The organism is Gudongella ferriphila (assembly GCF_046224405.1).
In the GTDB taxonomy this organism is placed as follows: domain Bacteria; phylum Bacillota; class Clostridia; order Tissierellales; family Tissierellaceae; genus Gudongella.
In genome coordinates, this window is sequence record NZ_JBJXRK010000003.1 from 55898 (window position 1) to 70305 (window position 14408).

The window sequence follows — 14408 nt, forward strand, 5'->3', positions numbered from 1 at the left end:
TTTTGGAGGGTTGAGATGTTAAGTGTAAGAGACGCAGCAATAAGAGTTCTGTCAGAAATTGAGAATGAAGGTAAATTTTCCAACAAGATACTCCAAGAATACTCAGAATCAGACCTATCCAAGGAAGATTTGAGACTTCTAAGAGAGCTTGTATATGGTGTTGTTGAGAATAGGATGTACATCGACAGAATAATAAAATCTGCTTCCAATGTAAAAATGAAGAAAATCCATCCAATGATACTTCAGATATTGAGAATAGGAGTCTACCAGATTGGATTTATGGATAGGATACCAGCACATGCGTCGATAAATGAATCAGTTAAATTGGCAAAAAAGTATGGACACAAGGGAACGATAGGTTACGTAAATGGAGTTTTAAGGAGGGTTGAGAGAGAAAGTGAAAAATACTTTACCAATGATGAGCCAGTGACAGTGGAAGAACTGGCAATAAGATACTCCCATCCGGTGTATCTGGTAAAGCTGTGGAATGATCAATACGGATTGGAATTTACTAAGGATCTTTTAAAGGCTAACAACTCTAGACCACTGCTTAGCATAAGAGTTAATACATTAAAGGTAGAGAGGAAAGAACTAATAGATAGATTGAGTAAATATAATCTTGAACTCATGAGGGGAGAGCTGTCTGAAGATTGTATAAAGGTTGCAAACCCAGAAAATATTACGGAAACTAAAGAATTTAAAGACGGTTTGTTTACAATTCAGGATGAGAGCAGTATGATGGTTGCTGAAACTGCATGTCCAAAGGAGAATGATTTGGTTTTGGATGTGTGTAGCGCCCCTGGTGGCAAAGCTACACATATTGCTCAAAGAATGAACAATACGGGTAGGATTATTGCGAGAGATCTGTACACTCAAAAGATCGACCTTGTAATGGAAAATGCAACAAGACTTGGTGTAGATATCATAGACGGCGAGGTTTATGATGCTTCCATGTTCGATGAATCTTTGAGAGACTTAATTGATATCTGCATTGTTGATGCTCCCTGCTCTGGCTTTGGATTGCTCAGAAGAAAACCTGATATTAAATTCAATAGAAAGCCGGAAGATGTGGATGTGCTGATAAAACTACAGTCTGATATACTGGATAAATCTGCCGGGTATGTTAAATCTGGAGGGAAGCTTATATATAGCACCTGCACGCTAAATATGGAGGAAAATCTAAACCAGATAAAAAGATTTTTGGATAGGAATAGTAGCTTTAAGTTGGAGCCAATTGAATTCCCCGGTGGGAATATGTTGAGTGATACACAAAAACAAGGTTATATTGAATTGTATCCACACAGACATGGGACGGATGGATTTTTTATTGCGAGTATGATAAAAGCATAGATGTCTGATCGAAAAAAAATAGTTTATGGAATCATGGTATAATATGAACGGAGAGTTGAAATATATGGAATTAAACAGTATGACCCACAACAAATTAAAGGAAATAATCACGCAAAGAGGCGAAAAAGGATTTAGGGCTGAACAGATATTTAGGTACTTTCATCAGCAGGATGGACAGGGTATAATGGAGATGGGACAAGTACCTCTAAGTTTGAGGGAGGAGTTAAGCTCTAGCTACACTGTAAACAACATAAAAATACTTCACAAGTTTAAATCCGAGTCTGATGGCACTATAAAGTATTTATTTTTACTTCCAGATGATAATATCATAGAAAGCGTTGTGATGGGCTATGCTCATGGATATTCTCAATGTATATCAACACAGGTGGGATGTAAAATGGGATGTAGTTTTTGTGCCTCCACAAAGGATGGTCTTGTCCGGAATCTTACTGCTGCTGAAATGGCAAATCAGATATATGAGGCCGAGAAAGACCTTGGCGTAAGAATATCCAATGTTGTTTTAATGGGTAGTGGTGAGCCTTTGGACAATTATGAAAATGTAGTGGACTTTTTTGATATAATCAATAGTAAATTAGGCAGAAATATTAGTTTAAGGAGTATAACCTTATCTACCTGTGGAATTATTCCTGGAATTTATAAACTTGCCCAAGAAAATATTCCAATAACACTTTCCATCTCTCTTCACTCTCCATTTGACGAAAAGAGAGCAGAAATAATGCCAATAGCAAAAAAATACTGTTTAAAAGATTTGATGGAAGCTTTAAGACACTATTCAGATACGACAAACAGAAGAATTACTTTTGAGTATACCCTGATAAAGGGAACAAATGATGGTGAAGAGGAAGCAAAGGAAATAGCCAGGTTACTGAATGGTATGTTGGCTCACGTGAATCTTATACCTTTAAATCCAATAAGGGAGTACAATGAAGGAAGGCCAGACAAAAATCATGTTCTAAAATTCCAGTCAATGCTAAAGAAGCTAGGAGTTGCAACCACCATTAGACGAGAAATGGGTTCAGATATCAGTGCGTCATGTGGTCAGCTCAGACGAAGCGTACTGGAGGAAAAATAATAACGAGGTGATATCGTGAAGTTTGGAGCATCCAGTGATATAGGATTGGTAAGATCAATCAACCAGGATAGTTACTACATACCTGTAAATACTGCACTGCCTTTATTTATGGTAGCAGATGGTATGGGTGGACACAATGCTGGTGAAATTGCCAGTGTTATGGCCATTGACAAGATTAGGGAATGGATGGCGGAGAATAGCACGGACCTGACTAATGTAAGAACCATAAAAAAATCAATAGTGAAGAGTGTGGAATATGCAAATAGGCATATATATAATCATGCTAAGGAGATTGAAGGCTGCAAGGGAATGGGAACAACTTTGACAATGCTATATGTGTTTGATGATAAGATTGTGGTTGGGCATGTAGGAGATAGTAGAGCCTACTTGATAACTTCGAATGAAATATCACAGATGACACAGGATCATTCATTGGTTCAACAGCTACTTGTGGAGGGAAAGATTTCGAAGAGAGAGGCAAAATCACATCCCCAAAAGAATGTTATTACTAGAGCTGTTGGAACTAGCAGTGATATTGAAGTTGATGTTTTAACTTTGGATATCAAAAAAGACGATATTGTGATATTATGTAGCGATGGACTTACAAATATGGTTGCCGAGGAAGAGCTGAAGGATTTATTCATAGATGAAACCGACATACAAAAGGCTTGCGAAAAGGCAATTGAAGGAGCAAAGTTAAAAGGTGGCAGCGACAATATTACTGTTTTGGGAATTAGATTTTAACTGAGGTGAAGATGATGATAGGTAAAATGCTTGGAAATAGATATGAGATAATTGAACAAATTGGAAGCGGAGGCATGGCTTATGTGTATAAGGCTAAATGTCATTTGCTTGATAGGTTTGTAGCCATTAAGATTTTAAAGGAAGAATTTACAAATGATGAAGATTTCATAAGGAAGTTCAGAAGGGAATCTCAGGCTGCGGCAAGTCTTTCTCACCCCAATATTCTGAACATATATGATGTAGGGTCAGAAGAACAGGGCGATAAGAGAGTCCACTATATAGTAATGGAATATATCAAGGGTAAAACTCTGAAAGAAGTTATAGTGGATAATGACAAGTTAAAGATAGATCAGGCGTTATATTATGCCTCACAAATAGCGGAAGCACTTTCAAATGCACATAAGAATCATATAATTCACAGAGATATCAAACCACATAATATAATGATTACTGAAGATAACAGAGTTAAGGTAACTGACTTTGGAATTGCAAGAGCTGTTACTTCCTCCACAATCACAACAACTTCAAGCGTTTTGGGATCAGTCCACTATTTTTCACCCGAACAGGCAAGAGGAGGATATACAGACGAAAAATCAGACATTTACTCGCTAGGTATTGTAATGTATGAAATGATGACAGGGAAAGTCCCTTTTAATGGTGATACTCCTATTGGTGTGGCATTGAAGCATGTTCAAGAGGAAATTGTTCCACCTGCGGATGCTTCAACAGATATACCCAAAGAAGTAAATGACATAATAATGAAATGTGTAATGAAAAGACAAAGTGACAGATACCAAAATGTTGATGAATTATTGAGAGACCTAAGAGCATATATAGAAACCAGGACTGTACCAGAAAATAAGTCAATGGAAGAGACCAGTGATATGACTAGGGTCATACCAGCTGTTGGTCCAGATACAGATTCTTCAAGGGGACAGAGAGTGAGCAGAAACAGGAAAAAGAAGAATGACAAGAATAAGGCATTTGTAGTTATAGCAGCTATTCTAGCAGCCTTTATATTGGCTACAGGTATTTTTGCTGGTTACATGAGATTAAGAGATAACATTTCAGCGAATAATGATATTATGATGCCTTCTTTGATTGGTATGACACAGGAGGAAGCGTTAATAATTGCACAAGAAGAAGGTTTCCAGCTAAATGTTGTGGATAGTGTGCTAAACTCTGAATATGAGGCAGGTAGGATCATCTCACAGAATGTAGATGAAGGAGTTAGGATAAGACCAGGGTATCCGGTTTCAGTTACTGTTAGCTTAGGCTCTGATTTGGTATCAGTTCCTCTTTTGGTGAACAGAACACTGACTGAAGCAGAGGCCATACTCAAGGAAGCTGGATTAAGGATGAATGTTGAGTATGCTTTTTCTGATACCGTACCATTGGATGTTGTCATGGAACAAAGTATAGAGTCATTTACAGATGTGGAACCAAACACTAGAATTGACCTGATGGTAAGCAAGGGTGAGGAAGTAAGTGAAGTAATTATGATACAGTTGATTGGGACTCAAATAAGTAAAGCAATGAATGATATTGTTGCAATGGATCTCGTAGTTGGAGAAGTAACCTATGAACCAAACAATGATGTACCTGCAAATGAGGTAACATGGCAATCCTATGATGCCGGTACGACTCTTGAAACCAAAACAGCTGTAGACCTGTATGTTTCATCAGGACCATCTCCTGAACCAGCACCTGTAGAGGAGCCACAGGATACGGACGATGAACAGCCCCAGGTAGGGGAAGAAAGTAGTTTCACGTTTACATTGACTCCGTTTACTGATAGAGATGATACAGAGGTAACCATCTTTAGAAAACAGGGTGGAGACCCCACCATGGTATATTCTGCAACTCATAAGGCTAGTGACGGTGCATTCCAAGTTACTGTAGAGGGATTGCCAGGAGCGCAATTTGAGATTTATTATGATGGGATATATCAATTTACTAGAGTAAAAGAGGGTTGATTATGAATGAAGGGACTATCATAAAAGGCATTGGCGGATTCTATTATGTTCAGACTGAGACTGAAGTTGTACAATGTAGGGCCAGAGGCATATTCAGGGAAACTAACATAACACCGCTTGTTGGTGACAGGGTAAGAATTAGAATAAGTGAAGAAGATGGGAATGGATATATCGAAGAGATATTTGAAAGGGAATCCGTTTTACTCAGACCACCAGTTGCCAATGTAACACAGGCTGTAGTTGTCTCTAGCATCAAGAACCCTGAACTTAACACCTGGCTCCTTGACAGGATGCTTGTAATGGCCGAAGAACAGGAGCTGGAAGTGTTGGTATGCATCAACAAATGCGAGCTCGACCGGGATGGAGCCAAACAAATGGAGTCTATTTACACTGGGGCAGGATACAACACTGTACTGACAAGTGTTAAGGAACAGGAGGGGCTTGCGAAGCTAAAGAACTTCATGGAGGATCACATAAGTGTATTTGCCGGACCATCTGGTGTTGGGAAGTCTTCTTTGCTGAACTCAATCAATTCAAATTACGACTTGGAAATAGGCAAAATAAGCCTTAAGACATCAAGAGGAAAGCATACAACTAGGCATGTGGAGTTGTTGAAGCTAAACAATAATGCCTATGTGTTGGATAGTCCTGGATTCAGCTCCCTTAATCTGGATTTTATTGAAGATGAAACTCAACTTAGATTCTATTTCAAGGACATAGAAAAGTATAATGATCAATGCAAGTTCTCCAGCTGTATCCATGTGAACGAGCCTGGATGTGCTGTTAAAGATGCTGTTGAATCAAACATTATAAGTCGCGAAAGGTACAAAAATTATTTAATGATGATTGAAGAAATTAAAAACAGAAAGAGGAGATATTAGTATGGCGAAATTGGCACCTTCATTGCTTTCTGCAGATTTTTCAAAGCTAGGAGAGGAAATAGCACTAATTGATAATAGTGGAGCAGACTATGTACATCTGGATGTTATGGATGGTATTTATGTTCCAAATATAACCTTTGGAGCACCAGTAATAAAGAAGATTCGTGGAACTACAAAATTACCATTTGATGTTCATCTAATGGTTGATAGGCCAGAAAGATTTATTGATGATTTTGCAGATGCAGGTTCAGATATAATTACCGTTCATCCTGATGCATCAATTCATCTGCACAGAACCCTTCAGTCAATTAGGGAAAGAGGGGTCAAAGCGGGGGTTTCACTTAATCCTTCTACACCATTGAATGTGTTGGAACACATTATGGATGATGTTGACCTTATTCTTATAATGTCAGTTAATCCAGGATTTGGTGGACAAAGTTACATACCTGCAATGACCGAGAAGATCAAAAAACTTAGAAATCTTATTTTAAGGTCAGGAAATGATATTATCCTTGAGGTAGATGGAGGGATAAAACTTGATAATGCAAGAGAGATAATTGATGCGGGAGCTGATTTAATAGTAGTTGGTTCAGGAATATTCAATGCTCAGGATGTGGAACAAAGAATTGGAGCTTTTAAAAAAATTATTGACTAAAATTATCAGAAAATATGTATGATTATTGAGAATTATATGTTAATATGGTATTATATAATCAACAAGAGAATATTTACAGCACTGGGGGAGCTTTAGCTGAGAGAGATCTGATCTCGACCCTTAAGACCTGAACTAGGTAATTCTAGCGGAGGGAAGTGTGTATAGAAATTATACTCATTGCCTCATAGCAATGGGTTTTTTTGTACCATCTTATGCTGTTATATTCAAACCAATTAAGGAGGTTTAATATAATATGGAAGAAAAAAGAAGTAAGGTATTGATGTTGACCGAAGGTGGAATGATGATCGCCTTGTCTGCTCTCTTGAGCTATATTAGGATCTATCAGGCTCCTAACGGTGGAAGTGTTACTGCTGGAAGTATGATACCAATCATGATTTTTGCAATAAGGTGGGGTCTTGGCCCTGGTTTGGCAGTTGGAGCAACCTATGGATTGCTGGATTTCATACTTAAACCGTATTTCGTGCACCCATTGCAGCTGCTTTTCGATTATCCATTTGCATTTGGTTCATTGGGCCTAGCTGGAATCGCGTATGTGCTTACAAAGAAAAAAGGCAAGTCAGGCTATGGTTCAGTATTGCTGGGAGTGTCGTTAGCGATACTGGGAAGACTAGTATTCCATGTATTGTCCGGGGTAGTGTTCTTTGCTGAGTACGCTGGGGATCAAAATCCATGGATCTACTCCATCGTATATAATGCCACTTACCTTGTACCAGAATTGATAATATCAATGATAGTAATGATAGTTGTGTGGAAGCCGATACAGAAATTTATCAGGTAAGGATGATTATATGAAGGGATTGATAGCGGCAGGCGGTACTGGCTTGAAGAGCGAACTCTTGCTTGAACTTTGCAAGGATGCAGATGTTATTGTTGCGGCTGACAGTGGAATATACAATTTGAAAGAAGATATGTGCAAAGTTGATTTCTTGATAGGCGACTTTGATTCCATTTTTGACAAGAGCCTGTTTGAAGACCTTAGCCAATCGATCCAGGTAATTGAATTCCCTGTTGAAAAAGACAAGACTGACACAGAGCTTGCAATTGACTTCCTGGTTGAAAAGGGCTGCTTTGAAATAGTAATTATTGGAGCGATTGGCAGTAGAATGGATCATTCAATATCAAATATATACCTGCTTAGAGCATTCCACAAAATGGGTATAAGAATTAAAATAATTGACAATAACAATGAAATTTCATATCTTTGTGGAGAAAAGCAGCTGATTAAGGAGATGGGTTATTACTATTCAATACTCCCAGTGGGTCCTGAAGGTATAACAGTAACATTAGAAGGATTTCATTATCCATTAGAGAAAGAACTGATCCAGTACGGTTCAAGCTTGGGGATAAGCAATTATATCGAAGAGGATGTAGGAAGGATTACCGTTCACAACGGGGAAGGGTTTCTTATCAAGTCCAGAGATTAATTTGCACAACAAAAAAGCTTATTATGAGATAATCATAATAAGCTTTTTACTCTTGTAAGTATGGATTAAATGGCTCTTTGAACATAACCAGATCTCAAGCATCTTGTACATACGTTGATTCTCTTGACTGATCCATTTACTACTGCCTTTACTCTTCTTATATTTGGAGCCCATGTTCTTGAACTCTTTTTATTTGAGAAGGTCACCTTATTTCCAAATACCTTACTTTTTCCGCAAATTTCACATTTCTTAGACATGAAAACACCTCCTTAATTCCTGACAGGTATAATGTTTTTAATATTCATTCTCTGCAACATATTATATTTTAACACAAGATATTATAGAATTGCAACATAATATTATGAAATATTGTTGTTTTAGTTGAACAATCATCCTTAATCATGTAAAATAATATGGATAAGAGTAAAACACGGGGAGGAATAGTTATGCCAGTCAAAACGAAGTCTGAATTTGGAAATCTAAATATAAATGATAACGTGTTTGCATCTCTTGCTGGAATATCAGCAATGGAAAGCTATGGAATTGTTGGAATGGCCTCCAAGGATGCAAAAGATGGTTTCTTTGAATTATTGAAATCAGATTCACTGACTAAGGGAATTAAAGTATATATCAAGGACAACCTTATTACAATAGATATGTACGTTATATTGGAGTTTGGAGTGAAAATCTCTGTGGTTTGCAAGAATATAATTGACAGAGTTAAATTCAATATAGAGAACTTCACCGGATTGAAGGTAGACAAGGTTAATGTCTTTGTCCAAGGAATCCGAGTCGACAAGTAATTAGGAGGCCAATGATGAATACTAAAACAATTGATGGATATAAGTTAAAGGTAATTTTGGAAAGTGCAGCAATTAAACTTGAAACAAACAAGGATGAAGTAAATTCACTTAATGTATTCCCTGTACCTGATGGAGACACAGGAACAAATATGCTTTTGACAATGAAATCTGCTTTAAAACAGGGACTTGATGTAGGTGAGAACAATGCATACAAGGTAGCACAGGCAGCAAGCCAGGGCTCACTTATGGGAGCTAGGGGAAATTCTGGTGTAATACTGTCGCAGCTATTCAGAGGATTTGCATCTGGCCTTGATGAAAAGGAAGAAATCGACATACCAACATTTGCACAGGGGTTGAAGAAGGCAGCAGATACTGCATACAAGGCAGTAATGAAGCCAACAGAAGGTACAATATTGACCGTTGCGAGAGAATGTGGAGAGAAAGCTATGTCAATTTGTAAAAATAGCGATGATATGGTGAGTTTTCTTGAAGAGGTTCTAGAACATGGAAACGAAATATTAAGAAAGACACCTGAAATGCTACCTGTACTTAAGCAGGCTGGTGTAGTTGATGCTGGTGGCAAAGGGCTCCTATATCTAATTGAAGGTGCACTTGAAGCGATTTCTGATGAAAAAAGGTCCCTGGTAGCATCTGAAAATTCCCAGGTAATGGAGGTTGAGGTCAAGGCAAGGAAAAGGGAACACATTGATACTGATGATATTGAGTTTGGCTATTGTACCGAATTTATGATAAACACCAGTTATGGAGATGTTGAGGAGTTTAGGGAACAAATATCCTCGAATGGAGATTCCTTGCTGGTTGTTGGCGGAGAAGGCCTTATAAAAGTTCATATCCACACCAACAATCCTGGTGATGTTCTTGAAAAGGCATTGAAGCTAGGTGAACTCAGTGACATTAAGATTGACAATATGAGGTATCAGCATGAAGAGGTTCTCTTAAAGGATGAGCTTTCCAGAATAAATGAAACAAGCCATAAGGCGGTTGACCAAGAAGTTAAGAAGTATTCAATCATTGCAATATCAATGGGTGAAGGGATAGATGAACTATTCAGGGATATGAATGTTGATACAATAGTATCCGGCGGTCAGACAATGAACCCAAGCACTGAGGATATACTCTCCGCAGTGGAAAGCACAAATGGGGAGCATGTGATAATACTTCCCAACAACAGCAATATAATCCTAGCAGCAGAGCAAACTAAACATTTAAGTGATCGTAGCATTAGTGTAGTACCGACAAAATCAATTCCACAAGGTATAGCTGCATTGCTTGTTCTCGACGAGGATGCCGAGATTGAATCAAATATTGAAAATATGATCACAGCAATTGAAGAGGTAAAGACTGGCCAGGTGACTTTTGCAGTAAGGGATACTGATTTCAATGGTACTTCCATAAAGAAAAATGATATCATAGGTCTTTCAGACAAGGATATACTTGCTGCTGGCAGCGACATAAACAAGGTATCCCAACAGCTTGTTGAAAAACTGGTTGATGAGGATTCCTCGATAATTACCATTCTGTATGGAAGTGATACAACCCAGGAGCAGGCTAAAGAGCTAGCTGAAATGCTTGAAGAAAAATTCAGTGACCTGGATATCGAGGTAGTATTTGGTGGGCAACCACTTTACTATTATTTATTTGCCATTGAATAACCCTGCCTTCTGGCAGGGCTTATTTTTTAGCGCGAAATCAACATTGATGTTCTCGCGGAATTATGGAATCCCAAATACTGGAGGAAAGAAAAGCAAAAAAGAGTCCATCAGTTTATCATGGGATAGATGATTAAGAAAACCAGTGGAGGTGAAGATGTGTCTGTTTTAAGCACTTCAGTGCAATACATAAAGGGAGTGGGGCCAAAGAAAGCATACAGGCTTAAGCGGATTGGATTGGAAACCGTCGAGGATGTTCTATATTATCTGCCAAAGGATTATGAAGATAAAAGAAAGATATCTTTGCTTGCCAGCGGTACCATCAACGAAAAAGGTCTTTACAAGGTTACAGTGAGCGCTCGACCAATAGTCACCAGACCAAGAAAAGGACTTACAATCCTAAAGGTTCATATTAAGGATAGCTCCAGTGAAGCTCACCTAATTTGGTTTAATCAGGAATATCTCCGTGACAAGCTCATACCTGGCAGGGAGTATTTGGTATATGGAAAATTGAAGAAGGATTCCTACGGATTACAAATTCAGAATCCAGAGCTTAAGCCATGGGATGATAAAAATCACGATCAAGTTATTACTCCAGTCTATGGTCTGACAGAAGGAATAACAAACAAGGATATGATCAAGATCGTAAGATTCGTTCTTGATAATTATTTGGGGAGCATAAGAGATATTCTCCCTGAAAATATATCTTCTAAATATGGGTTCACTCATAAAAGGGATGCAATTTTGCAGCTGCATTTCCCAAAGTCTCCGAAATCTATGGTCAAAGCAAGAAACCAGCTTGCCTTTGAAGAACTGCTGATTCTGCAGCTGGGGTTGTTAAGGCTTAAGAAAGATAGTTCACAAAGCGAATCTAGCATTATTATGCCAAAGCATAGCCTTATAGATGTCTTTATAGATAACCTCAATTTCAACCTCACAGGTGCTCAAAACAGAGTATTGGAGGAAATTTTGAATGATATGGGCAAAGACAATCAAATGAATAGACTTGTTCAAGGAGATGTTGGTTCAGGGAAAACCATAGTTGGAATAGTTGCCATGTATAATGCTGTACTAAACGGTTACCAGGCAACTATGATGGCACCCACGGAAATTCTGGCCACTCAACACTATGAAACCTTGGTGGATGCCTTCAGGGGCCATGATATAAATGTTGGATTCATTTCCGGGAATCAGTCTAAAAAGGAAAAGGACATGGTTCTTCAAGGACTTAAAGAAGGAGAAATAGATGTTATAGTAGGAACACACGCACTGATTCAATCAGATGTAACTTTTAAAAACTTAGGTTTAGCAATAACTGATGAACAGCACCGTTTTGGTGTCAGACAAAGACTTTCACTATCAGACAAGGGATTGTCTCCGGATGTCATCGTAATGACCGCCACTCCAATTCCCAGAACCTTGGCCTTGATTCTGTATGGGGATCTGGACATATCCATTATAGACGAGCTGCCTCCTGGTAGACAGCAAATAAAAACCTATGCAGTTGATAGTTCAATGGAGAGCAGAATATATAATTTCATAATCTCCCAGATAAAAGAGGGAAGACAAGCGTATATAGTATGTCCATTAATCGAGGAGTCCGAAAAATTAAATGCTGTTTCCGCAGAAGAGTTATTTGAAAAATTAAAAGACGGAGTTTTTAATCAACAGAGGGTTTCTTTATTACATGGAAGGATGAGTCAAAAGAATAAGGATTCCATCATGATGGAGTTTAAGAACGGTAATATCGATGTCATAATTTCAACAACTGTAATAGAGGTAGGTGTAAATGTTCCCAATGCCAGCATTATGTTGATTATGAATGCAGAGAGATTTGGGCTTGCCCAGCTTCACCAGCTCAGGGGTAGAGTGGGAAGAGGTGCATACCAGTCACATTGTATACTGGTGAACAATAGCTACTCAAAATTAAGCCGGGAGCGAATGAGAATTATGCAATCGACCAATGATGGTTTCAAAATATCTGAAAAGGATTTGGAATTGAGAGGTCCAGGAGAATTTTTCGGTACAAGACAGCATGGCATTCCGGAGCTTAGGATTGCAAATCTTATCAGGGATATTGAAATATTGAAGGCTGCTCAGAATGAAGCAATCAATATTATCTCAGAAGAGGACTGGGATATGGGTGAAGAGTACAAGGAAATAAGAGAAAGTATCAATGGTTTATTTTACAATGGATCGGATGAAATTATATTCAATTAGGTTTTAATATGGTAAAATCTGTGATAAAATGTTACCAAAAGTAGGTGATTAGTAGTGCGAGTAATATCGGGAAGCAGAAAGGGTCATAAGTTAATAGCTCCCAAAGGTAACTCTGTAAGGCCTACAGAGGACAGGGTCAAGGAATCACTGTTTAACATTTTGTCCCCGCTAAAAAAAGAGTCAATGGTATTGGACTTATTCGCCGGCAGCGGAGGGATAGGGATAGAATTTTTAAGCAGGGGTTCAAAAAAAGTGTACTTTGTAGATAGGAATACTGATAGCATCAGAGCCATTAAAAAGAACCTGGAGCACACCAAACTGATGGATTGCTCCGAGGTGATAAAGGGAGATGCAAGAGGTGTAATAAAGCAATTTAAACTAGACCAAATGGTGTTTGACTACATTTACATTGACCCACCGTATGCAGAAGTGGAGTTGTTTCATAAGATACTTCAGCTAATTGCTGATGGAGGCATACTATCACATGATGGAATGATAATTGTGGAACATGACAAGTCCATGTTGTTGAGCAAAAACTATGGAGATATTGAGATGTTTGACAACAGAAACTATGGAAGCAAGGAAATGACCTACTACAGAAATAAGGGAGTGACAGTATGAGAGTGATTTATCCAGGCAGCTTTGATCCGGTTACAAACGGCCATCTTGACATTATTCAAAGATGCTCTGAAAGGTTTGACCAGGTAATAATTTCTGTACTGAAAAATACTAAAAAAAACAGCGTATTTACAGTTGAAGAACGAATACATTTGCTGAAGGAATCCACAAAAGATCTAAAAAACATTGAAATAGATTCATTTTCCGGTCTGCTGACAGATTACTCCAGGAAGAAGGGTTGCAGTACAATAATTAGAGGGCTTAGGGCAGTTTCAGACTTTGAATACGAAATGCAGTTGGCACTTATCAATAGAAAAACCTATCCTGATCTTGAGACACTATTCATGGTTTCATCAACGGGAGTTTCATTTTTAAGCTCTTCACTTGTAAAGGAAATAGCATCCTTTAATGGTGAGATATCATGCTTTGTACCAAAGGTTGTGGAAGAGGCATTAAGAGAAAAATTCAAAAGGGGGGCTCGTTAATGGATTTATTGAACTTGATTGATGAGGTTGAGGATATTGTTGAAGCAGGAACAGGAGTACCACTTACTGGAAAGGTTATGATAGATAAAGACGAATTGCTTGATATTATTAAGGAAATTAGAATCAAGCTTCCAGATGAAATAAAACAGGCTGCATGGATCAAGGAAGAAAGACAAAGGATAATTGATGAAGCTCAAAAAACATCAAATGCCATGATTAGTGAGGCTGAGAATAGGCTTGAAGAGCTAATAGATAGAGAAGAGGTTATCAAGCAGGCTAACCAAAGGGCAGAGGAAATACTCAAGAGAGCTGAATTGAGTTCTGAGGAGATAAGGAACGGTGCTCTTGAATATGCTGATGAGCTACTTTATGAGGCGCAAGAAAATTTTAAGGAATTGATTCAGTTGCTCAATGACAATAGGAAAGAATTGAGAAGTAAGGAATAGAAAAAGAACCCTCCTATAAACG

15 protein-coding genes and 1 riboswitch are annotated in these 14408 nt (G+C 38.2%); of the genes, 14 read left to right on the forward strand and 1 reads right to left on the reverse strand.

The annotated features are described in order from the left end of the window. The first annotated feature begins 15 nt into the window (after positions 1-15). From rsmB to ACKVDP_RS03600, 8 genes are all read left to right on the forward strand, one after another. Positions 16-1350: a 16S rRNA (cytosine(967)-C(5))-methyltransferase RsmB gene (rsmB, locus tag ACKVDP_RS03565; protein WP_409227429.1), complete on the forward strand. Its 1335-nt coding sequence runs from the start codon at positions 16-18 to the stop codon at positions 1348-1350. Positions 1351-1414: 64 nt separating this feature from the next. Continuing rightward, positions 1415-2443 carry a 23S rRNA (adenine(2503)-C(2))-methyltransferase RlmN gene (gene rlmN, locus ACKVDP_RS03570; protein WP_409227430.1) on the forward strand — a complete coding sequence of 343 codons (1029 nt, stop codon included), beginning with the start codon at positions 1415-1417 and terminating at the stop codon, positions 2441-2443. 15 nt (positions 2444-2458) lie between these two features. Further along, positions 2459-3187: a Stp1/IreP family PP2C-type Ser/Thr phosphatase gene (locus ACKVDP_RS03575; protein WP_409227431.1), complete on the forward strand. Its 729-nt coding sequence runs from the start codon at positions 2459-2461 to the stop codon at positions 3185-3187. An 11-nt stretch (positions 3188-3198) separates the two neighbouring features. Then, complete coding sequence (gene pknB / locus ACKVDP_RS03580) at positions 3199-5163, forward strand: Stk1 family PASTA domain-containing Ser/Thr kinase (protein WP_409227432.1); 1965 nt, start codon at positions 3199-3201, stop codon at positions 5161-5163. Between the two features lie 2 nt (positions 5164-5165). Beyond that, on the forward strand, positions 5166-6044 hold the full coding sequence (gene rsgA, locus ACKVDP_RS03585; protein WP_409227433.1) for a ribosome small subunit-dependent GTPase A: 879 nt from the start codon (positions 5166-5168) through the stop codon (positions 6042-6044). Continuing rightward, positions 6010-6699: a ribulose-phosphate 3-epimerase gene (gene rpe / locus ACKVDP_RS03590; protein WP_409227434.1), complete on the forward strand. Its 690-nt coding sequence runs from the start codon at positions 6010-6012 to the stop codon at positions 6697-6699. Before rsgA ends, rpe begins: the two co-directional genes overlap by 35 nt. A gap of 73 nt (positions 6700-6772) precedes the next feature. Further along, positions 6773-6870: riboswitch (TPP riboswitch) on the forward strand. Positions 6871-6952: 82 nt separating this feature from the next. After that, a complete protein-coding gene (thiT, locus tag ACKVDP_RS03595) occupies positions 6953-7498 on the forward strand; it encodes an energy-coupled thiamine transporter ThiT (protein WP_409227435.1) in 546 nt (181 codons plus the stop codon). A 10-nt stretch (positions 7499-7508) separates the two neighbouring features. Beyond that, positions 7509-8144, forward strand: coding sequence for a thiamine diphosphokinase (locus ACKVDP_RS03600; protein WP_409227436.1), 636 nt, complete (start codon positions 7509-7511; stop codon positions 8142-8144). Between the two features lie 65 nt (positions 8145-8209). Here ACKVDP_RS03600 and rpmB read toward each other — a convergent pair whose 3' ends face one another. Next, positions 8210-8401, reverse strand: coding sequence for a 50S ribosomal protein L28 (gene rpmB, locus ACKVDP_RS03605; RefSeq protein ID WP_409227437.1), 192 nt, complete (start codon positions 8399-8401; stop codon positions 8210-8212). Positions 8402-8590: 189 nt separating this feature from the next. On the opposite strand from rpmB, the gene ACKVDP_RS03610 reads away from it, so the two are divergent. From ACKVDP_RS03610 to ACKVDP_RS03635, 6 genes are all read left to right on the forward strand, one after another. Next, the gene (locus tag ACKVDP_RS03610) at positions 8591-8947 is read left to right on the forward strand and encodes an Asp23/Gls24 family envelope stress response protein (RefSeq protein ID WP_409227438.1); all 357 of its coding nucleotides are present in this window, start codon (positions 8591-8593) and stop codon (positions 8945-8947) included. 14 nt (positions 8948-8961) lie between these two features. Continuing rightward, entirely contained in the window at positions 8962-10620 is a 1659-nt protein-coding gene (locus ACKVDP_RS03615) for a DAK2 domain-containing protein (protein WP_409227439.1), read from the forward strand. Positions 10621-10776: 156 nt separating this feature from the next. Next, positions 10777-12837, forward strand: coding sequence for an ATP-dependent DNA helicase RecG (gene recG / locus ACKVDP_RS03620; RefSeq protein ID WP_409227440.1), 2061 nt, complete (start codon positions 10777-10779; stop codon positions 12835-12837). Between the two features lie 54 nt (positions 12838-12891). After that, positions 12892-13458 carry a 16S rRNA (guanine(966)-N(2))-methyltransferase RsmD gene (rsmD, locus tag ACKVDP_RS03625; RefSeq protein ID WP_409227441.1) on the forward strand — a complete coding sequence of 189 codons (567 nt, stop codon included), beginning with the start codon at positions 12892-12894 and terminating at the stop codon, positions 13456-13458. After that, positions 13455-13940, forward strand: coding sequence for a pantetheine-phosphate adenylyltransferase (gene coaD / locus ACKVDP_RS03630; RefSeq protein WP_409227442.1), 486 nt, complete (start codon positions 13455-13457; stop codon positions 13938-13940). The genes rsmD and coaD overlap by 4 nt, the downstream gene beginning before the upstream one ends. Continuing rightward, positions 13940-14386, forward strand: coding sequence for an ATPase (locus tag ACKVDP_RS03635; protein WP_409227443.1), 447 nt, complete (start codon positions 13940-13942; stop codon positions 14384-14386). The genes coaD and ACKVDP_RS03635 overlap by 1 nt, the downstream gene beginning before the upstream one ends. Positions 14387-14408 lie beyond the last annotated feature (22 nt).

Coding starts and splice junctions, on each gene's coding strand:
- rpmB (WP_409227437.1), bottom strand. CDS start 8,401: ATGTCTAAGAAATGTGAAATTTGCGGAAAAAGTAAGGTATTTGGAAAT.
- coaD (WP_409227442.1), top strand. CDS start 13,455: ATGAGAGTGATTTATCCAGGCAGCTTTGATCCGGTTACAAACGGCCAT.
- ACKVDP_RS03600 (WP_409227436.1), top strand. CDS start 7,509: ATGAAGGGATTGATAGCGGCAGGCGGTACTGGCTTGAAGAGCGAACTC.
- pknB (WP_409227432.1), top strand. CDS start 3,199: ATGATGATAGGTAAAATGCTTGGAAATAGATATGAGATAATTGAACAA.
- rsgA (WP_409227433.1), top strand. CDS start 5,166: ATGAATGAAGGGACTATCATAAAAGGCATTGGCGGATTCTATTATGTT.
- thiT (WP_409227435.1), top strand. CDS start 6,953: ATGGAAGAAAAAAGAAGTAAGGTATTGATGTTGACCGAAGGTGGAATG.
- ACKVDP_RS03635 (WP_409227443.1), top strand. CDS start 13,940: ATGGATTTATTGAACTTGATTGATGAGGTTGAGGATATTGTTGAAGCA.
- ACKVDP_RS03615 (WP_409227439.1), top strand. CDS start 8,962: ATGAATACTAAAACAATTGATGGATATAAGTTAAAGGTAATTTTGGAA.
- rlmN (WP_409227430.1), top strand. CDS start 1,415: ATGGAATTAAACAGTATGACCCACAACAAATTAAAGGAAATAATCACG.
- ACKVDP_RS03610 (WP_409227438.1), top strand. CDS start 8,591: ATGCCAGTCAAAACGAAGTCTGAATTTGGAAATCTAAATATAAATGAT.
- rsmB (WP_409227429.1), top strand. CDS start 16: ATGTTAAGTGTAAGAGACGCAGCAATAAGAGTTCTGTCAGAAATTGAG.